The organism is Chryseobacterium sp. CBSDS_008 (genome assembly GCF_049959325.1).
In the GTDB taxonomy this organism is placed as follows: Bacteria; Bacteroidota; Bacteroidia; order Flavobacteriales; family Weeksellaceae; genus Chryseobacterium.
This window is the reverse complement of the sequence record NZ_CP188202.1, coordinates 2547587-2568104: the sequence shown is the minus strand read 5'-3', so window position 1 is coordinate 2568104 and position 20518 is coordinate 2547587. Positions and strand designations below refer to the sequence as shown.

The 20518-nt window shown below is 35.3% G+C and carries 22 protein-coding genes; 1 reads left to right on the top strand and 21 read right to left on the bottom strand.

What is annotated here, in order from left to right; translation table 11 throughout:
• Positions 1–550: 550 nt before the first annotated feature.
• The 13 genes from ACP3T3_RS11500 to ACP3T3_RS11440 form a co-directional block, all read right to left on the bottom strand.
• Positions 551–1054 (bottom strand): DinB family protein, encoded by a 504-nt coding sequence (locus ACP3T3_RS11500; RefSeq protein ID WP_426476018.1) that lies wholly within the window; start codon positions 1052–1054, stop codon positions 551–553.
• A gap of 33 nt (positions 1055–1087) precedes the next feature.
• On the bottom strand, positions 1088–1471 hold the full coding sequence (locus ACP3T3_RS11495) for a 5-carboxymethyl-2-hydroxymuconate Delta-isomerase (RefSeq protein WP_426476017.1): 384 nt from the start codon (positions 1469–1471) through the stop codon (positions 1088–1090).
• A 153-nt stretch (positions 1472–1624) separates the two neighbouring features.
• Complete coding sequence (locus tag ACP3T3_RS11490) at positions 1625–2164, bottom strand: dihydrofolate reductase family protein (protein WP_426476016.1); 540 nt, start codon at positions 2162–2164, stop codon at positions 1625–1627.
• 203 nt (positions 2165–2367) lie between these two features.
• On the bottom strand, positions 2368–3306 hold the full coding sequence (locus ACP3T3_RS11485) for a DUF6985 domain-containing protein (RefSeq protein ID WP_426476015.1): 939 nt from the start codon (positions 3304–3306) through the stop codon (positions 2368–2370).
• Positions 3307–3357: 51 nt separating this feature from the next.
• Positions 3358–4017 (bottom strand): DUF2461 domain-containing protein, encoded by a 660-nt coding sequence (locus ACP3T3_RS11480; RefSeq protein ID WP_426476014.1) that lies wholly within the window; start codon positions 4015–4017, stop codon positions 3358–3360.
• A gap of 5 nt (positions 4018–4022) precedes the next feature.
• Positions 4023–4568 (bottom strand): hypothetical protein, encoded by a 546-nt coding sequence (locus ACP3T3_RS11475; protein ID WP_426476013.1) that lies wholly within the window; start codon positions 4566–4568, stop codon positions 4023–4025.
• Between the two features lie 259 nt (positions 4569–4827).
• Entirely contained in the window at positions 4828–6000 is a 1173-nt protein-coding gene (locus ACP3T3_RS11470; RefSeq protein ID WP_426476012.1) for a Kelch repeat-containing protein, read from the bottom strand.
• A 106-nt stretch (positions 6001–6106) separates the two neighbouring features.
• Positions 6107–6877, bottom strand: a complete 771-nt coding sequence (locus tag ACP3T3_RS11465) for a hypothetical protein (protein ID WP_426476011.1) — start codon at positions 6875–6877, stop codon at positions 6107–6109.
• 182 nt (positions 6878–7059) lie between these two features.
• Positions 7060–7509: a hypothetical protein gene (locus ACP3T3_RS11460; RefSeq protein ID WP_426476010.1), complete on the bottom strand. Its 450-nt coding sequence runs from the start codon at positions 7507–7509 to the stop codon at positions 7060–7062.
• Positions 7510–7920: 411 nt separating this feature from the next.
• Complete coding sequence (locus tag ACP3T3_RS11455) at positions 7921–8367, bottom strand: DUF5694 domain-containing protein (RefSeq protein WP_426479968.1); 447 nt, start codon at positions 8365–8367, stop codon at positions 7921–7923.
• A 60-nt stretch (positions 8368–8427) separates the two neighbouring features.
• Positions 8428–8739 (bottom strand): hypothetical protein, encoded by a 312-nt coding sequence (locus ACP3T3_RS11450; protein WP_426476009.1) that lies wholly within the window; start codon positions 8737–8739, stop codon positions 8428–8430.
• Between the two features lie 273 nt (positions 8740–9012).
• On the bottom strand, positions 9013–9912 hold the full coding sequence (locus ACP3T3_RS11445; protein WP_426476008.1) for an alpha/beta hydrolase family protein: 900 nt from the start codon (positions 9910–9912) through the stop codon (positions 9013–9015).
• A gap of 109 nt (positions 9913–10021) precedes the next feature.
• Complete coding sequence (locus ACP3T3_RS11440) at positions 10022–10525, bottom strand: hypothetical protein (protein WP_426476007.1); 504 nt, start codon at positions 10523–10525, stop codon at positions 10022–10024.
• Positions 10526–11042: 517 nt separating this feature from the next.
• Between ACP3T3_RS11440 and ACP3T3_RS11435 the strand changes: the two genes are divergently transcribed.
• The gene (locus ACP3T3_RS11435; protein WP_115958603.1) at positions 11043–11267 is read left to right on the top strand and encodes a helix-turn-helix domain-containing protein; all 225 of its coding nucleotides are present in this window, start codon (positions 11043–11045) and stop codon (positions 11265–11267) included.
• Positions 11268–11357: 90 nt separating this feature from the next.
• On the opposite strand, the gene ACP3T3_RS11430 is transcribed toward ACP3T3_RS11435, so the two are convergent.
• From ACP3T3_RS11430 to ACP3T3_RS11395, 8 genes are all read right to left on the bottom strand, one after another.
• Positions 11358–13568 carry a S8 family peptidase gene (locus ACP3T3_RS11430; RefSeq protein WP_426476006.1) on the bottom strand — a complete coding sequence of 737 codons (2211 nt, stop codon included), beginning with the start codon at positions 13566–13568 and terminating at the stop codon, positions 11358–11360.
• A 204-nt stretch (positions 13569–13772) separates the two neighbouring features.
• Positions 13773–15398 (bottom strand): chaperonin GroEL, encoded by a 1626-nt coding sequence (groL, locus tag ACP3T3_RS11425; protein ID WP_426476005.1) that lies wholly within the window; start codon positions 15396–15398, stop codon positions 13773–13775.
• Positions 15399–15473: 75 nt separating this feature from the next.
• A complete protein-coding gene (locus tag ACP3T3_RS11420; protein ID WP_045500963.1) occupies positions 15474–15752 on the bottom strand; it encodes a co-chaperone GroES in 279 nt (92 codons plus the stop codon).
• A 167-nt stretch (positions 15753–15919) separates the two neighbouring features.
• The gene (locus tag ACP3T3_RS11415) at positions 15920–16054 is read right to left on the bottom strand and encodes a hypothetical protein (protein WP_262483571.1); all 135 of its coding nucleotides are present in this window, start codon (positions 16052–16054) and stop codon (positions 15920–15922) included.
• A 254-nt stretch (positions 16055–16308) separates the two neighbouring features.
• Complete coding sequence (locus ACP3T3_RS11410) at positions 16309–16449, bottom strand: hypothetical protein (RefSeq protein WP_426476004.1); 141 nt, start codon at positions 16447–16449, stop codon at positions 16309–16311.
• Between the two features lie 153 nt (positions 16450–16602).
• Entirely contained in the window at positions 16603–17325 is a 723-nt protein-coding gene (locus tag ACP3T3_RS11405) for a hypothetical protein (RefSeq protein ID WP_426476003.1), read from the bottom strand.
• Between the two features lie 55 nt (positions 17326–17380).
• Complete coding sequence (locus ACP3T3_RS11400; RefSeq protein WP_426476002.1) at positions 17381–19765, bottom strand: M1 family metallopeptidase; 2385 nt, start codon at positions 19763–19765, stop codon at positions 17381–17383.
• Positions 19766–19831: 66 nt separating this feature from the next.
• Positions 19832–20410, bottom strand: a complete 579-nt coding sequence (locus ACP3T3_RS11395; RefSeq protein WP_426476001.1) for a HupE/UreJ family protein — start codon at positions 20408–20410, stop codon at positions 19832–19834.
• Positions 20411–20518 lie beyond the last annotated feature (108 nt).

Sequence of the window (20518 nt, the reverse complement as noted above, 5' to 3'; positions counted from 1 at the left end):
CATAATAACATTTGCGGATACCTGCAGGTTTGTGTTTGCTGATTTTTTAATTGAGCATTTAGGAACGGTAAATAAAATGTACCAATATGGATGTCTTTTTTTGTTAATTTATTTTTAATTTATTGAATATAATTTAGTTATATATTTTATTTCTTTTATTGGTGATTTGTTTTTAATGCAATTTATAAAAAATATTTATAATGAATAATGAATGTTTGTTCATTATTTGAGAAGTAAAACTGTAAAAAAGTGTGAATAAGTTATCCACATAACTTATCAACACAATTTTCTATTGTGGAAATTGTGTGAAAATTAATAAGTCTTGTAAATTAAATAAAAACAGCTGTTTACAAGCTTTGTTTCAATGGTTGGAAAACTTATCCATAGTTTATCCACAGAGAGAAATTAGAAATGAAAAGTTATCCACAAATAATTAAATAAGTGGATAACTAGTATTTTTTAATTTAAATTGTTTGAAATCAGTAATTTAAAATAATGTCAATTGATACTCTGAAATTCTCTTTCAGACTTATCCACAAAATTGAATGTTTTATTTCTGATCTTTATAAATATTCCAGAAATTAAAATCAGTCATCGGGGCATCCGTAATACCGATATTTCTTCCCATTGTTACAATTTGTCCTCTGTGATATGTTCCATGCAGAATAGCATGCTGAATATATTCATATTTTGAAAAATCACACTGAAACCATTGGGATTCTATCTTTACATTTTTTGACAGATCTTCCTCAGATAAGCTTTCCACATAATCTACCAGCATTTGTGAATTGTTTCTTATCGCATTGAAAACATCTTCTTTGCTGGTGGTTTCTGTAGTTTTAGTAAAATCAAAATCATTCTTTTCAGAAATATGACTCCACCAGTATTCCTGAGTTTGCCAGATGTGGTGTAATGTTTTTAAAATAGTCGGAAAACTTGAAATCGTTTCCTGATTCAGCTGTTCGTCAGACTTTGTGGATAACCAGTCAATATATTTGTTGACTACCCAGTTGTTGTACTGTACGGTTTTATTGACTAATGTTTTTAAGCTCATAATATTAATTATTTATTGGGGTAAAAGAAAGTGTTATAATCCGAAATGCCGGTCTTTATTCGTATTCTCAGGATTAATGAGCGCTTTGTTGCTGTAAGTTGCTGCTTCAAAATCACTAATGTTTATAGAAAGAAAAGAGATATCAGGCAGTAATTCTGAGAGTTGTGTGTTGATCTGTCTGGAAAGTTCAGATTTTTGTTCGGTAGTGCGCCCTTCCATGATATATCCAAACACATGCAAAAAATTTTTCTTGCTTGCACCTAATCTATAATATTGATAAGGCTGAAGCCTGACTTTAATATCATTGGGAGCAAACAGAGCTGTTGCATCAGCCGCTTCATAAACGGCATCCATTAATTCATCAGGTGTTCTCTGCTCAAGAATATCCTGTGAACAATCTATAATAAAATGGGGCATAGATTATATTTTGTGATTTGATTCTGTGTGATATAAAAATAATAAAATATAGTGACGGATACTCAAATAAAAACCGTTATAGAAAATATAACGGTTTGGAAATGTGTGTTTTTTACTTTGTAAATACCGATTTTATGGTTGTTAATTTTTAGCTTAGGATTCGTAAATAAGCTGTACTACACCAGATCTGAAAACATGGGTTTTAACCAATTTTAAATGTACTCTTTCCTTTATATCTTCAAAAAGAGGTTTCCCTTTCCCCAGAGCAATCGGATGTACGGATATTCTGTAGGTGTCAATAAGATTGTGCTGAATAAAAGTTTTAATTAAACTTGCACCTCCATACAGCCAGATGTCCTTTCCTCCCTGATTTTTTATTTCTGAGACTTTATCCACAATGTCAGAACTGATAAAAACAGCATTTTCATCTTCCCTGTTTTGACTGGAAAAAACAAATTTATTTTTTGAATGAACCGCTTCCCAAAGTTTTTGTTCTTCCGGACCTGCATTTTCTTCCGGCTGATAATTTCCCCAAGCATCATAGCTCACTCTTCCGTAAAAAATAGTGTCTATTCCCGAAAGAAACCCGTTAAAATCCATATCATCATCCATGATGCACCAGTCTGTTTCTCCGTTAGGCCCTTCAATAAATCCGTCCAGGCTGGTGGCCAGATCAAGTATTATCTTTTTCATGTGTTAGTTTAAGTTGAAAATTAAGGAATACAAAACAAATTTCGGTATTTAAATGATATCTTTTTCTGTTTTCTTCATCTGGTATATCCTGTTAACATTCCAATAATCCCTGTAATTGGAGGAATTCAGGAGGGTGCAGATATTCCGGTCATTAAAGCTGAAATGATGACAATAAAAAGCGTGTAACTCCTTCCTAAACGGATTTACAGATCTTCTTCAGCGGCCCAGGTATTAAATGCAACCTCTGCACCGCCTGTTTCTACAATCCTGTCTTTGCAGGTCATTATTCCCAGTCCGTGTTCACTGTCCCATGAGCAGGTAAAACCGAAACCAATATACGGATAGCCGTCTTTTACCACAGAAGTAACATAAAAACAGGTAGGGGATAAAAGATCAGAAAATCCGGATATATCGTTAATGTCAGGCATGAAATCACGTTTGTCTCCTTCCTGGTAACCGTAGGTTTGCTGCAGTTCCGGATATTGCTTCAAGAGCTCATTTAATATGTTTTTCAGGATTTTTTCCTGATTCTCTTTCAGATAATCCAAGCCGTTCTGCTGTTCGAGGGTAGGCTCGTACAGGTAATCATCTTCTTCATCAAAAAGCTCGTACCGGAATTCGTTATCTTCTGTATTGAAAAAGGTTTTCCAACAATCCAGCTCAATACTGAGGTCAGGATATTCATCACTGTCTTCAGTCCTGTCAGGTAATTCCCTCGGGCTTTCAAGATGCCGATTGAAAAACTCATAGCAAAACGGAGCTCTTGAAAAAATATAATCCGGGTTTTCGGCATAAGAAAGCCTGAAATATTCCAGTGCCTTTTCTTCATTGCCACATTCAAGACAGCATTCTCCTGCGTAATAATGCAGGATATAGGAAGGGGTGTTTTGTGAAGCGGTATGACGGTCGGAAAACGTCAGCCACCGTGCCATATTATCAAAGTCTTTTACCTGGATGTACTCATTAATCATACGGCTGATGATAATGTAGGCCTGATATATATTGTATTTTTCATCATCAGCTTCCCTCCATTTTTCTTCTATAAAACCTGTTAATTCTTCTTTTGTAATCCTGGATGTTTTGAGCATCGATTTTTCCAGAAAAGTGTCAATTTCATGGATCAGATTTTCGGCGTTCGACATATAATTTGTGTGTGGTTTTAAGTTGGTAAGTCCGTATTTATAAGTACCGGTTTAAAATAAAGGTTCCCCGTTCAGATCCGTTGTCAGCACTTCACTCATATAATCAAAAAAAGGACGCATGGCCAGCAAGGTCATCATTGCTTCTTTCTGAAAATTGTCTGATAAAACCTCCCTGTCAGTAAATTTTCTCATGACTACAAACTGTTTTTTTCTGATCAGATCTATGGCCGGATGATTTTTATCAAAACCTCGTGGTGCCGTTTTTACGGAATCTCCTTTAATCTCTCCGAAATATTTTATGAAGGTTTCTTCAGAAATAATTTTTTCTATTTCTGTGGTGCTGATTTCAAATTCTTTACGGATACGAAGTAAATCGCTGGCTTCAGGTCCCCAAAATCCACCTCCTGCAAAGCTGTTGCCCGGTTCCAGCTGAATATAATATCCACCTCTCAGCATGGGCTTCGAACGGGAATATCCCACCCCGAAATTGGTCTTATAGGGTGTTTTGTTTTTGGAAAAACGTACATCATTATAAATCCTGAAAATATGAATCCCTTTGAGCTGATCATGTTCCTGAAGCTCATTATAGATCTGAGTAAAAAGAACTTTGTTTTCTTTTGTAATTGAATCATATTCGGATTTATGCCGGGCAAACCATTCGCGGTTGTTGTTGTCTTTTAATTGGGTGAGAAATTCAAATGCTTTTTTCATTCAGATCAGGGTTTTTCTTCGTTGATATATTCTTTATAATCTTCTTCTAATTTGTTAATTTCCTCTATCAGGAAATCATAAATATTTCCTTCAAATATATCGTAATCTTCCTCGTCATATTTGTCGTACTCAACTTTGATGATGCCGTTGTCGGTATAGGCTCTGTACAGATTTCCGCTGCGTTTAAAAAATAACTGCCCCAATGGCTTTTCCCGGTATTCAAGAGCTTCCTCATGCTTTTCCTCAAAACCCATCCATGAAGGCATTTCTTCATCCTGCGAAAGGCCATATACAAAAAAGCCGTATCCGAATTTCCAGGCCGGAAGAACATCAAACTCCTGAGGCCGCTTCCATATTTCTTCTTTAACTTCAAAAATTAAGGAGCCGAATGTTGTCAGGAAATCTTTAATATCTTCACTGAACGTAAAACCCGTACTTTCTTCATACTTTGTAATTTGTTCTTCGGTTGCCGGTTTGGCCACAGAGCCCATTACAAAAAAGTCATCATTTAATTTCTTTTTTCTGTCCCAGAATTCTTCTTTAGTTGCCATATTTTGTTTTTGGTTTATGCCGTCATCATTGATCAGACCGTTATTGAAACAAATATAAGGGAAAGTTGAAAGTAAAAAAATGGAGACTTATCTTTCACGTTTCTCTCTAACTTCTGTTTCAATTCTTCACTGATCAGGTTTCTATCAGGTAGCGGCTCATTATTTTCAGGAAATAGCTGCATTCCTTTACGTAATCATGTGAAGATTAGATGAAAATGGGATATGATTAACAAGATAGGGGCAATTAGATTGAAACCTATTACCTGAAAATTTTAATCTGCTGTAAAATTCCTTTTTCATTTTTATAACTGAAAATATAAGTCCCGCGCTGTACTTTAGATAAATCTATCGTTTTATTATAGTACGCAAAACCTTTGCTGATCTGCTTTCCATCTGTGGAATAAACGGTAAATTCAAATTGATTGCTGTTATTTTTATTGCTAATGATAAAACCGTCTTTAGCTGCATTGGTATAGACTTTTGTTTCCAATATACGGTTCTCACTGGTTGTATTGGCGAGTGTACTATCGCTGATATCAGCCACCTGTATGCTTTTAATCGCTGATTTGGTTACAGATGTTGTGCTTCCACCGATGATGTATAATTTATTGTTATAGACTTCTGCGGCAGCGTGTCTTCTGGGAATCATATTTGATGACAGCTGATGGAATTTATGGGTTGTCGTATCAAAATAGGCCAGAAAAGTCTGATTATTATAACCTCCGGCAATAAAAATCTTATTACCGGATACCGCTAATGAATGTCCGGATATCCCTGCTGGCATCGTAATTTGATCGGTCCAGCGACTGGTGTTGATGTCGTAGATATTGATCAGGCGGGATGAAGTGCCGTTAAAGCCTCCAATGACATACAGTTTATCATTCACAATTTTACCCTTAGCTTCTCTGGCGGTAGGCATATCCGGTAATGGATGCCATGTATCTGAAGCGATATCATAATATTGGAACCTGTTAGAAAATGCAGTGGTTGCAGCGCCGTTCAGTCCACTGCCGCCGAACACATATATTTTTCCGTTATGGATAGCAGAACCTGCATTCCCTGTATAGGAGCGGTTAACAGCTCCCTTCGTTACCTTATAGGTTTCGAGGTCTACAATTTCAAGATGGCTGTTTCCCCAGCCATTAAAAATATAAATCTTATTATCGTAAGTCTCCGAATTAGCAAATTTTTTGGGACTCAGCGTAGCATTGAGAAGGCTCCACTTATTATCAGTAATATTATATTTTTCAATATAATTGGCATTGCCTCCGCTTTCCTGATATCCATTGCTCACATAGATATTATCGTCCACAATGACACTGGTTGCAGCACCTCTGCCTACTGACATATTGGCGAGACTTTTAAATTGAAGCGTTTGTGCATGGGTAAGCAGTGAGCCCAAAAATGACAGGAATAATAATTTTGTTTTCAAGGGTGTTGAGATTTAGTGTTTGGTATAATTGATTATCATATTGATTTTGTAACTTCGAGTGATTAATTTTATTGACTCAAATCGGGAAACTTTGCACAGGGAATGTTTATTGAATCTTTGAGATTTGATGAGTTATAGAATATAAATCCATTTTATATCCATATTCGTTTTTTTCGGCTAAGCCATAGCAGTAAACCAATGATTTTTCTATTTGATTTATTTTATTAATATTTTTTTCCTTGAAGCTGCTTGGTATAAAAATATCAAATTTGTGTTTATTTTGATATTTACCTCCATAGGTCAATGGTATTTTAATATTGTTTCCTATATCTATTTTAGTTGTTAGATATCCTCTAAGAATGCAGATGAATGGTTTATTATCAAGATCAAGCTTTTGAACAATCTGATCCTGTCTCATAATTAAATCTGCAATAGGAATACTCTGCCTGTCTTCAGTTCGGATAAATATTGCTTTATGATCAAAGTCCTGAATGGAGATCAAAGCATTCAAAAATATTTGACTTCTTCTGCCTAAATATCGTCTGATAATTTTTTGTTTTTCCTGTGGTGTAGAGAATTTTTGTAATCTTTCTGCTCGGGGAAGAATAGTGGATGTTAATCGCTGGATATTGTGATTATCATTTTGTGATTGTAAGCTTTGAAGTTTTTCAATTTCACAATCCTCCTTATGACTTATATTGGGCCAATTTTTAAAATGTGGATCAAGTTTATGTACTCCACTGTTATATTGAATTTTTACAAGGCATTCGGGGCATTTAAATCTTTCTTTATCATACTTTTCAGGATGGTCATCTACTTCAAGACTATCAATTAAATCCGGACCATTATCATAGAGTGCTGAATTGATTCTTGCCATATTTTTTTGGTATTGTTTATTTTTCTGCTAATGAAAAAGCATTTGTAATGTGCCATGAGACTTTATTGAAAGTCCAATGCAGAGTGAATAGGACAAAGTACTTTTTCAATGAATTAAATTTACAAAAAAGATGAATAGGAGATCATTTTTTTAAGTCGGGAGATCTTACAGAGTGGTAACATTTATTTAGTATAATCTCCTGCAACAATAGATTTTTCCATTATTCCTACAATCTCAGAAACGGGAATGGTAAATATCCCGGCCTCTCCTTTATCGAATTCTCTTTTCCAGTAAGAATATCCGTCCATTTCAAGGGAATCCGGTTTTTTTCCGGTTTCATTTTTCAGATTAGTGACACTTTTGTTCAAAGCTTCTTCTGATATGGGAATATGGCTGAAATATTCTGCAAAACCTGTAGGACTGGCAGGGTTTTTAATTTTCAATCCACTGATGGAAATATGAATCACTTTTCCGGTTTCAGGATATTCTTCAATCTTTAGGATTTTAAGGATTGAGCTTTTTTCCGTAGGGCGGTTTTTATAATTCCATTCCTGGCCGACACGGTATTGGTCTTTTTTTGTACAATTGGAAAACAGTAAGAATATTCCTACGATTAAAGTATAGAATTTCATGAAGGGAGGTTATTAGTTTTGTTTTATTTCAAATAAGTTTGTTCAAGAAGTTCCACTGATTCTGCTTCAGTTAATGGTATCTTTTATCGATATTATTTGTTAAATTGAATGAGATCAGATTGTTGTTTCAAACGATGTAAATATATCGTTATTTTTATAATTTAGATTTTCTACTAATTTAAATTACTAATATTCATCACGGAAACCATAATTTAATAAAAACCGCTCTACAAAGTAGAACGGTTAGTATATTAATCTGCCACGGTCGCTGACCGTTACATCATTCCTGGCATTCCATCTCCCATTGGCATACCTGGTTCCTTTTTTTCACTTCAGTGATTACACATTCAGTGGTAAGAAGCATTCCGGAAACAGAAGCTGTATTTTTAAACTGTAATTGTTGGTAGCAGTTTATTTTAGTACGCTATTTACTTCAACGACTTCAAAGTCGTCATTGTTCTGCAGCAGGTGTTTTAATATAGGAATATGTCCTTGTCCAAATATGAGGATAACGTATTTGTCATTGGGATCTATTTGAGTAATGATATTAGCGTAAACGGCTAAATTCCTCAGATACCAATCAGAAACTGATTCCGCACCAATGTAATTGTCTCCAGCACCCACTTTTACAATATATTTTAAGTACAAGGATAAATTTTTCTGCAATAGTTCTTTTGTATTGATATATTTCAGTATTCCGGTTATTGAATTTTGTTGTGTGACACGATCCATTTCAAGCATAAAGTTTTTTGCTGTAGTCCCTAATTCATTTAAGAGATATAACTGATTTTTTTCTTTAGCAGTAACAGAAACCAAACTGTCATGTTTCATTCCATAAAAAATATCTACAGAATTGATGTGTTTTAAATTTAATTTTTTAGCTAATCTAAAACCAATTTGCTCTCGTTCAGAAACCGTTTATGTATACTTGTTTTTGGAATAGGCATTATACAGACTATCAATTTGCTTTTGCTGATTCAATGGTTTTTCTATCATCACTTTATCAGCATTTGTCCGTTTTAAAACTTCGGTGAGTTCTTCCAGTTCTTTCTGTCTTTTCGGATCTAAAAAATTGTCAGTCTTTAGTTCAAAAGCATCTAAATGAGGGGTTTCGAAGTGAATGGTCCCGATTAATAGGATTTTGGTTTTGTGTTTAGACTCTTGTCCAAAAATTGTGGTTAATGATAAAAGGATAATTAAAAATGTGAAAATTGTTTTAGTGAAAGTCATTCTTTAGGTTATTAGTTTATTTTTTGTTAAAGATAAAGCTTATTGCGAGACGTAAAGATGAATAACAATAAAATTAGTAATTGATTGAAACGGCTGTTGTAGATTTTGCTGATTCGCTGTTTTTTCATTCTAAACAAAAAACCGCCATGCAAAAGCAAAGCGGTTAATATATACATTGTTTTAGCGACCCGTTGTTACATCATTCCTGGCATTCCACCTCGCAGGTTCAGCGCTCTTCACTTCAGATCTGCTTTAAGCATGTGAACAGATGCTTTATTTTGAAGCTTTATTTTTTCTAATACTCAAAGCTTTCTGCTTTATCCATTGTAAAGCAATATCAACAGGTGCTGTATCGTTGCCGGAAGAAGTGTTGTGCCCCAGTTTAGAAAAAAGAGCATATTCGAAAGGTTTGCCTTGAACTTTAAGTGAATTCAATTGTTCTATACACAGCTTTACCGGAATCTGTATATCTTTTTCGCCAAAAAGCCAAAGCCCTGGAATGGAAAGTGTATTCAGATAGGTTTTTGGGTCAGTTGCCACAAATTGGTACCTGTCCGGATCATTTCTGGTATGCTCAATGGCATCTGCTTCTGTATGATTTTCCCAGAAATTATTGTTTCCATTGGTATAAAACTGAAATCGAAGTTGTTCTAACGTTGTAATGGTAGGGCAGCTAAATAAAGCCATAAATTCAATTTGTGGATTTTTGCTTGCAGCAATCGGGATGATCCATCCTGCCTGACTGAAGCCAACTAATCCAATGGGTATTTTTTTATCTTTCAAATAGGATTGAAATGTTTTTACGGCTGCATTGGCATCGTGAGCTAATAAAGTAAGATTAGCCGTGTCGATATTATTCGTGCCGACAGATGGCCCTACATACACACCGCCAGATTCTCCCACACCACGTTTATCATAGGTGAGTACAGCAATGCCTTCTTTGGCAAGGCGTTTTGCGAACTCCATTTCTCTTTTTACCGGATCAGATCCGTGAACAATGACAACTGCCGCTAATGGTTTTTCAGGTTCTAAAATTGAGCCTGCGAGAATGATGCCCTGACTTTCAAATTTTACATCCTGAATGGTAAAGCCGGGCGATTGTGAAAATGCAAATTGTGGAAAAGCTATCAATAATAGCCAAAAATATAAGGTAGAAAAAAAGTTGATTTTCATAGATCATGGTTAGCTGTCAAATATAATATAAAAAACCGCTCTATAGAATAGAACGGGAGTATATTAAATTGTTTCAGCGACACGCTGTCTTTATTTTTTCCCTCTTCTTTCAATAACGAGGTACGCTGCATCCAGCATTTTGATCAGATGGATGTATGGGTTTATCATATTCCTTTCCGGGAGATTGTTGTATACGCCAAGTGAAATAGGCCATCCCGGATATAAAATAATCAAACTCCTGCATGCTGTATTCTTTGAATGCTTTTTTGAAGACCAGTAGAGGATTTTGATATTCTTTCTCAGAAAGCAGGCCAAGAACTAATGGAGAGACTTCTTCCAACGGAATATTGACGATCTCTTTCTTTTCCTTCATCGCTATGAAGTAACCTGCACGGATGAATGTCCGCATCGCCTGGTAAAAATGAAGAATGACGGACGGATCTTCTTGTATCCGGCTATTTCGTTTGAGAGCATAATTCATAATGTTGTTTAGCTGTTTTTTGGATGCTGTAAGGTCATTGAACTGAAAATAGGTTTCCAACAGCTGTAAGCCACAATGCTTCTTCCGGCCTTTGCCAAGCCGGGATTGAAAGTCTGTTTTGGTTTTTTTCATGAGTTTGTATTTTTTTACTGTACGATTTTACCGGCCGTAAAGGATGAAGTCCGCCTGAACTTCCTGTCCATACAAGCCCAATGAATATGAGAGAATTTATGTTTTTCTAAAAGCCCTAAAGCCGCAATGGATTGTACACCCCATTGTACGTATCATGATACTTTATGTTGTAAAGCAGGCTTAGAAAAAGATGATTGTAGAAAACAGAACGACATGAAAATAAAAACGGCATGAGACTCTACAATATCCGCTTTTGAGGTACTGGTATACCCTGCACACAGATAAGAGAGCCCACGCCTAGGTCGTGAGCTTCCTGCTTATCATCTTGCGTGCATAAAAATTACCAGTTTTCAAAAGCAAGGTTCTAAGCAATAGCTTCTAATATTCTTTGAAGTATCGCAAAGCTACATTTATTGTAGCTTATTATACAAATATAATATAATTTTTGGATTGTAGGTTAATTCGACTACAGTTTTTTATTGTAAACTTTCCAAATTGCTTTGATAATGGTATTGCAATGGATAGAATTGAGTTTCGAATAGCTTTTGGAAAAAGAGTTGAAAAATTTAGAAAGAAGTTGGGATTAAGCTATCGGGAGTTAGCTCAGAAATGTGATGTAGACCACAGTAATATCAGCAAAATTGAAAAAGGAGAAGTTGATTTAAGAATTTCAACAATACAGGAACTAGCTAAAGGATTGGAAGTTCATCCTCAAGAATTATTCGATTTCAAAATAGAATAAAAAAACAAGCTCCGGGGTCTTAAGACTTCGGAGCTTGTTTAAGAAATTACTTTACTTGCATTTATTACATAATTTACTGTATAACGTATGTTAAGCGTAATTTATATCATTAGCTAGATTTTCATATGAATTATAGTGTAAAGTTTGATCATTCTTTATTTCGTCATATACATTTATTTTTCCAGTCACATCAATTACTTCGATTACAATAGCATAACTCTGTGTATAATTCGGATCTATAATACCCCTTGTATAAAGCCTTAAAGCAACTTCCCATTCGCCATCAATAAAGTTCCTTGAAAATGTTTTTTCGAATTGTAGTATAGGACTCCATTGTCTAAAATAATTATTTGAATCAGACAAACTTATTTCACGATGTCCCCTTCCTGTATTTTTAACAAGTTTAACAGATAATCTTGTTTGTGAATATTCTGTCGGACTGTTGATATCAACTTCAGGATTATATACGATAGTAATTTTTAGTTTTAATTTTGATTCTTGATCATTAACAAATTGATGGGGAATATTAAATTTAACATAGTCATAGTTATCTAAATCTAAATTTCCTTGATATAAATATGTTGCTGAATTATCTGCATATATCGTTTTATTGATATTAGGTTCACCAAAACCTGTAAATTTATAATCAAAATCAAAATCTTCAAATATCTCTCTCTTTTCAGAAAAATGAATAAGTAAAGCTTTAACTAAATTAGTATTTGCAAAGGGATAATAATCAAATAGCATTTGTGAATATCTAGAAACTAAAGGTGAAGAAAAACTAGTTCCGTTATCATAGGCTAAACTGATTCCATCATCAAAAAAGCCACAGGTTGCAATTCTTGAAAAAGGGGCAAGCACATACGGGGAGACTAGGTTTCCTCCATGAGTTACAAGTTCAGGCTTCAATCCTCCATCTGTACCTGGGCCAATTCTTGAAAAAGGAGATATATGATCTCTTTTTGAAACAGAACTTTCAAAATCGAATTTTGCAATTGATCCAACAGTTAAAGATAATAAAGATTCTGCCGGAGAGCCAATTCTAGCATTTGGATGGGTAAAATGTTCATCAGGATATTGACCTAAGCTAGATAAAATATTTCCTGATGAGACTACAAAAAGCACATCATACTCTTTAGATAATATATCAAGTGTATTTGCTAAATGTGATCTATAATTATCTGTTAAAGAAAATGGGCTACCTAAGGATAAATTATAAACTTTAATTTCTGTATGTAATGATTCTATTACTTCTGTAATTACTTTACTTAAATCGAAATCATTCATACCAATTAGATTACCAGATCCGTCAATTCCAAAAACAGGTACATCAATTACATAACAATAAGGATCTAATTTTTTTTGTGATATCTGATATTCAATATTATCTCCAAATATACATCTACTAGCAACAAAAGTTCCATGAGAATATTGAGGGGAAATTGTACCGTAAGGAAGATAACTATTTATTCTGTGTCTTACAAAGCTTGGGATTATTGGGCCTTGAGTTGTAATTCCTGAGTCAAAAATGCAAATCGCTGAACTGGAAGACGGAGGACTTATTATAATGTCATGATTTATACTATCACCTTTGATACAATTTGTAACATAATAATCTAGATTTAATTGAATATCTTTAATTGAATTGAATTCATTTAAAATATTTTTTATTTCTTCTCCATTAAGGTAAGATTTAACTGAAACTATTTTGTTTGAAATATTGCAAAATGAATATTCTAAGTCACGGTCGTGAAATTCTGAATTTAATAGTTTTTCTAGAGAAAAAATCTCATTTGATTTTAATCCGCTAAAAAAATTAATAATTATATTGTATTTTTCTGTAGATTCTAAATTTATACTAACTACTTTTGTTTCATCTGGTATTGGTTTAATATTCTCAATTGGAGCAAAATAAGTTTTATATTTATTTTCTTCCGTATAAATATATTCATCTAATTTAGTTTCAAACTCCTGAAACTTTTCATTATTTATTTTAAAATTCCCAATAGATTGATTATCTGGAATAGTGGATATTAATTTAAACCCTAGGTTTTCAAATTTCGAAGAATGATTTTTGATTTTTAAATCATCTAATGTGCTGATTTGTAGAAAAATATCACTTAATACCTGTAGATCTTTTTTTCTAAATTCGTGTTCCTTAAATAGCTCCTTACTGCTTTTTAATGACAAGCCATGTTCAGAATAATTATCTCTTGGAACAGATTCTCCAAATGCGTTTTTATTTATCTCTTTTTTCGAGATATTTTTATCAGGAATTTCAAAATGATATTTTTTTGCCATCTTGATTAGTTTGTTATTAGATTTATTTCAAATATACTTAAAATACATATCTTATTTATTGATAATGGTAGAATGTATTTTTGACTAAGTTAAAGTATTGAAATATTAATTCCTTACGGAAAACCGTATTTTATCAAAAAACAAAAAACCGCCCTATAAAAATAGAACGGTTAGTATATTAAATGGTCTCAGCGACATGCTGCGTTACATCATTCCTGGCATTCCACCACCCATTGGCATAGCTGGTTCAGCGCTCTTCACTTCAGTGATTACACATTCAGTGGTAAGAAGCATTCCGGAAACAGAAGCTGCATTTTCAAGGGCAACTCTTGTTACTTTGGTAGGGTCAATGATACCTGCTTCAAGCATATTTACATACTCGTCAGTTTTAGCATTGTATCCGAAGTCTCCTGATCCTTCTGCTACTTTAGCAACAATTACAGAACCTTCACCACCTGCGTTGGCAACGATTTGTCTTAATGGCTCCTCGATTGCTCTTTTCACAATTTTGATACCTGTAGTTTCGTCAGAATTGATTCCTGTAAGGTTTTCCAAAGCTGAGATTGCTCTTACTAAAGCAACACCACCTCCGGCAACGATACCTTCTTCTACAGCAGCTCTTGTTGCGTGTAGTGCATCATCTACTCTGTCTTTTTTCTCTTTCATTTCTACTTCAGAAGCAGCCCCTACATACAACACAGCAACACCACCAGCTAACTTAGCTAATCTTTCCTGAAGTTTCTCTCTGTCGTAATCAGAAGTTGTAGTTTCCATCTGAGCTTTGATCTGAGCTACTCTTCCTTTGATTTTCGCTTCGTCACCACCACCGTTTACAACAGTTGTGTTGTCTTTGTCGATCGTTACTTTTTCAGCAGTTCCAAGCATATCTAAAGAGATGTTTTCCATCGTGAAACCTTGCTCTTCAGAGATCACCTGTCCACCTGTAAGGATCGCGATATCTTCTAACATTGCTTTTCTTCTGTCTCCGAATCCAGGAGCTTTTACAGCAGCAATTTTAAGAGAACCTCTTAGTTTGTTTACTACCAAAGTAGCTAAAGCTTCCCCTTCAACTTCTTCAGAGATAATTAATAGAGACTTACCACCTTGTGCAATTGGCTCAAGAACGGGTAACAATTCCTTCATTGAAGAAATTTTCTTCTCTACTAAAAGGATATATGGGTTTTCCAGTTCAGCTAACATTTTCTCAGGGTTAGTCACGAAGTAAGGTGACTGGTATCCTCTGTCGAACTGCATACCTTCTACAACATCTACTGTTGTATCGATACCTTTAGCTTCTTCTACAGTGATTACCCCTTCTTTACCTACTTTTCCGAAAGCTTCAGCGATTAAAGCACCGATTGTTTCGTCATTGTTAGCAGATACAGAAGCTACTTGCTTTACTTTGTCTGTAGAATCTCCCACAGCCTGAGACTGTGCTTTAAGGTTTTCAACAACTGCTGTTACTGCTTTGTCGATTCCTCTTTTAAGATCCATTGGGTTAGCACCTGCAGCTACGTTCTTAAGACCTTCTCTTACGATAGCCTGTGCCAAAACAGTAGCGGTAGTAGTACCGTCTCCTGCAATATCGTTAGTTTTGGAAGCTACTTCTTTCACCATCTGCGCTCCCATGTTTTCTACTCTGTCTTCAAGTTCGATTTCTTTTGCTACAGAAACACCATCCTTAGTTACGTGCGGAGCACCGAAAGATTTTTCAATCACTACGTTTCTCCCTTTAGGACCTAAAGTTACTTTTACTGCATTAGCCAATGCGTCAACACCTCTCTTTAGAGCGTCTCTTGATTCAATATCGAATTTTATTTCTTTTGCCATAATTTTTTATTGTATTAATGATTTTGTATTCTGAAAATATCATTTTTTACATGAATACATTTTACTTTTTACAAATTATCCGATGATTCCTAATAAATCAGCTTCTTTTACAATTAAGTAATCTTTACCTTCCAGTTTCAATTCGGAACCTGAATATTTTCCATAAAGAACTTTATCACCTACCTGAACTGTTGTAGGCTCATCTTTTTTACCAGGACCTACTGCCACTACAGTACCTTCTTGCGGCTTTTCCTTTGCAGTATCCGGGATAATAATACCTGAAGCTGTTTTAGTTTCTGCTGCGATTGGCTCTACCAGAACTCTGTCTGCCAATGGTTTAAAGTTTACTGACATAATATATTTAATTTTTTAATTATTTCTGAGTTGTAATTCTCTAAATGTATGCCATGCGGTGCTGATGGATGAAATGGCAGATTTTTACTTCCGAATGTGAAAATTTGGCAGAAAAATAAGAAAGCCGGAAACTTCCGGCTTTATGATATTGTTATGAGAGGACTGATCTATGGGCAATACTGCCCAGGTCCGATCCAAAGGATACATTGCCCTTTGTAATTGTATTCACAGCAGTAGCGTCCGGCAGCTCCTCCATTGATAGATTTCTGAGCATCCCTGCTTAATAATTTGGCATTTTTCATAGTAATAATTTTTTGTTTGTATGGTTTCCTGAACATTTATTGTCAATCAGGGTTTTTGACATCTGGTGTTTTATGTCTTCTATCAAATATAAATATTTTTTCCTTATCAGGTGACATAATTTGTTATTTTTTTAAATAAAATTTTGATTATCAGGTATTAATGCTTTTTATATATGTATTTCCACTCCATGAAAGAACATAAATAAAGCCGGAAATTTTCCGGCTTTATTGTAAATTGTTATCAGATGATTGAACTAAGGACAATACTGTCCGGGTCCGATCCATAAAGTGCATTTTCCGTTTTCGTCGCGTTCGCAGCATACAAGTCTGGCTGCAGCAATTCCGCCAAGTAGAGATTTTTGAGCTTCTCTGCTTAATAATTTAGCATTTTTCATAGTTAGAAATATTTTGATTTGTACAATCCTGAACATTTAAAGTCAATCAGGTTTTTGACATGGTGTGTAATTATTCAAATATAAAGCTTTTTAAGCCAGGTTGTTATATTTTTTGTAGACGGAAAACAGGTGTTGCTATTAACCCATGATAATTTACTGAACCATTTCAAGAGACATTTTTCTTCCTGCCATATCCATATCCTGCTTTATGATTTTTCTTGTTGCAGCATCAATATAATAGGTTGTGGTAGTTGCTTTGCTGCTGATGTCATCATTTGTTTTCACCGCCCATACCGGCTTCCCTTTATATTCTGTTTTTTGAGTGTCCAGAATGTAAGCTTTCATGATCCCTTTTTTCTCAGATTTCGGGTTGTAATCAAATATGGAAATTTCGGCAGTATAGTTTTGTTTTAGCGGAAGAAACCGTATCAGCATAGCATAACTGCTGCTGTCAAAATACCGGCTTGCAGGAAGGTCAATGATATCTTTTTTCTGGGATTTCTTATCAAGATAATATCCGGTGACTTTATCTTTACCGGATTTGAGAGCCATATCTCTCATAGAGTTGTAGGAAGAATGATAAACCGGAGCGAAATCCGATATTTTTACAAGGGTAGAATCAGTCCATTTTGCATCCGGAGCCTTACTCAGTTTTACTGTGGTTCTGATGAGAAGATCTGTTTTGTTCAGCTTTTTGAACTCTGTAATAATGCTTCCGATTTCTGTTTTTGCACCGGCATTTTCAGCATACCACACCGCTTCAGAAGTTTCATCCTGTATCAGCTTTGAATTGATCCCCGCATTTTCCGGACTCAGCAGAGTTTGGGCAAAAAAATTAGCACTGCTTATTATTAAAAGGAAAAGAATAGTTCTCATGATCTTTTTAATAATAAGTAGTGCTGTATTGTTTAAAAGTTACAACCTTTTGATTTTAACTTTTTCCTGCGGCCTGCATCGGATTAACCTTACCGGTTGAGCTTCCTCTTACAGGTCCTCCTTCCTGTTTTTGTTTGAACAGTTGGAATCTGGAAGTTTCAGTACCTGATCCGGTGCTGCTCCAGAAGTTATTGGTCGTATCAATATCAGCAGTTTCTTTCATTGGATCAAGCTGAATGGATTTCAGTTTCTTATCAAAATAATAAGTCTTGGAAACTTTTTGCTCATTCAGTCTCCAGATCTGCGCGGCAGATTTATCATATAACTTGGTGCCGTCTTCAAACGTGAATTCAAGGATGATAGGCATTACCAGTCCGCCTTTGTTCACAAAATCAATCTGGTACCCTGTAATATTTTTGAATTTTTCCTTATCCTTGGCGTCTAAAGGAAGACCGGCTTCTGTTTTGATCGTGTATTCCTTGTTATTATCCACCTTTTCCTGGCCCCTGTCATATCTGTAATAGAAATCCTGTACTGCTTTATCAGTATCTGCATAGAATTTAATATTCTTATCTTCTCTGTTTCTTATTTTTGAAAGATCTTCAAAACTGTTTACTAGTGGCTTTTCAACCTGATATTTTACTTCAGCAGCTGCTTTAGGGTCAGTCTCCAGGTTTGGAACCGCTACTGTTACTTTATCAATAGCAATATCTACAGGATCGGTGCCGTAAAACCAGCCTCTCCAGAACCAGTCAAGATCTTCACCGCTGGCATCTTCCATGGTACGGAATAAATCTGCAGGCTCAGGATGTTTGAATGCCCATCTTTTGGCATACGTTTTAAATGCTTTATCAAAAAGCTCTCTTCCCATGATCGTCTCACGAAGAATATTCAGTCCTGTAGCAGGTTTTGAATACGCATTGGGACCATACTGAACAATATTTTCAGAGTTGCTCATAATAGGTTCCAGCTGATCTTTCGGCAGTTTCATATAATCTACAATTGTCCATGCCGGTCCTCTTTTGGATGGGAATTTATTATCCCATTTTTCTTCCGTAAGATATTCTGTGAACGTATTCAGACCTTCATCCATCCAGGCCCATTGTCTTTCATCAGAGTTGATGATCATTGGAAAGAAGTTGTGACCCACTTCATGAATGATTACTCCGAGCATTCCGTTTTTGGTTCCTTCAGAATAGGTTCCGTCTTTTTCGGTTCTTCCGAAATTGAAACAGATCATTGGGTATTCCATTCCGCTGGCAGCTTCTACAGATTGTGCCACTGGATACGGGTAGGGAATGGTAAATTCTGAATACGTTTTAATGGTATGAGCAACAGCTTTTGTGGAAAACTTTCTGTAAAGGCCATACGATTCTTTTGGATAGAAGCTCATTGCCATTACCTTATTGTTGTTTTCCGGAATGGTTACACGCATTCCGTCCCAGACGAATTTTCTGGAAGAAGTCCATGCAAAATCCCGAACATCCTTCGCTTCAAAAACCCAAGTTTTTCTCTGTTTTGAATGGTTTTTCTCTGCTTTTTTAGCTTCATCCAATGTTACAATTTCAATAGGGTCAGAGGCGTTTTCAGCTTTTCTGTATCTTGATAACTGTTCAGAAGTTAATACCTGATCGTAATTTTTACATTCTCCTGTTCCGCCAACAATATGATCGGAAGGAACATTCATTGAAACTTTAAAGTCTCCGAAAACCAGGGCAAATTCACCTCTGCCTGTAAACTGGTGGTTCTGCCAGCCCTGGAAATCGCTGTATACACACATTCTTGGATACCATTGTGCCATAGTATACAGGTCATTGCCATCTTCAGGGAAATTTTCATAACCTCCGCGGCCTCCCATTTTTATTCTGTTGGGGATATTGTAATTCCAGTCTACTTTGAAAACGAATTTTTCACCCTTTTTCAGAACTTTAGGAAGATCAATACGCATCATGGTCTTGTTCACCGTATATTTCAGGGTGTTTCCTGAAGCATCAGTTACTTTTTCAAGAATGACGCCATAGCCGTTATCCTTCACCGGCAGCTCTGCTGTTTTAAGCTGTTGATCCGTTGTTGAAGGATGAATTACAGATGAAGTATCATAGCCGGCATTTCTGATGCTTGAATGTTCATTTTCATCAAGCTGCAGCCAGATATAATCCAGATCATCCGGAGAATTGTTGTAATAAGTCACCGTTTCCGAACCTTTAAGGTTTCTCTTATCTTCATCCAGATAAGCGGTAATATTATAATCAGCTCTGTTCTGCCAGTATCCGTGACCGGGAGCTCCTGAAGCTGTTCTGTAAATGTTGGGTGTTGGCAGAATAGTTCCCAGCTGCTCAAACTTGTTACCGTGATTGCTGCCCGGATTATTCTGAATATTTTGTGCGGTGAAACATGTATATGCCAATAGTGAAAGTGAAAGTGTAACTCTTAGTTTCATAACCGAAGTGATTTAATAATGTCAAAGATAGTAATAAGCAGTTGAAATAATAAAAATTTTTCAAATTTAGAAAGGAATCCTTTCCAAAGTCATTTTTAAGGATAAGGCAAACACACCGGAGGAAACAAACAGGATCCAGTCTTTCTTATTTACTTTAAAAATATTGAGCAGAATAAAAAGAACGATCAAAATCGCGAAAACAATTACAATTTGCCCCAGCTCTAAACCAATATTGAAGCCAAGAAGCGGTAACGCTATGCTCTGGCTTTTTGCAATCATTACTCTTGCCGTGTTGGCGAATCCCATTCCATGAACGAGACCGAAGATGAGGGCAAGGTAATAATTGGCCCGCATCAATGTTTGTTTCTGGTTTTTCATGATAATATTATCCAGGGAAGTCAGAACAATAGTAAGAGGAATTAAAAACTCAACCCAGCCGGAAGGAACTCTGAAAACATCGAGAATACTTAACGCTAATGTAATAGAATGTCCAATAGTAAAGGCTGTTACAAGAATCAGGATTTTTTTCCAGTCACTGTAGGAATAAACTGCAATCAAAGCCAGAACAAAAAGCTGATGATCTAAGGCATCCAGAGAAATGATATGCTCCCAGCCAAGGTTTAAATAGAATAAAAAATCCTGCATTTTAATGATATTGAATTAATAATATTATTTTAGATTGTAATTGTTGAATTTTGCTGCTTATTTTAAAATATTTTGAATTTAAATTAAGATAGTATAATTGTGTTATTG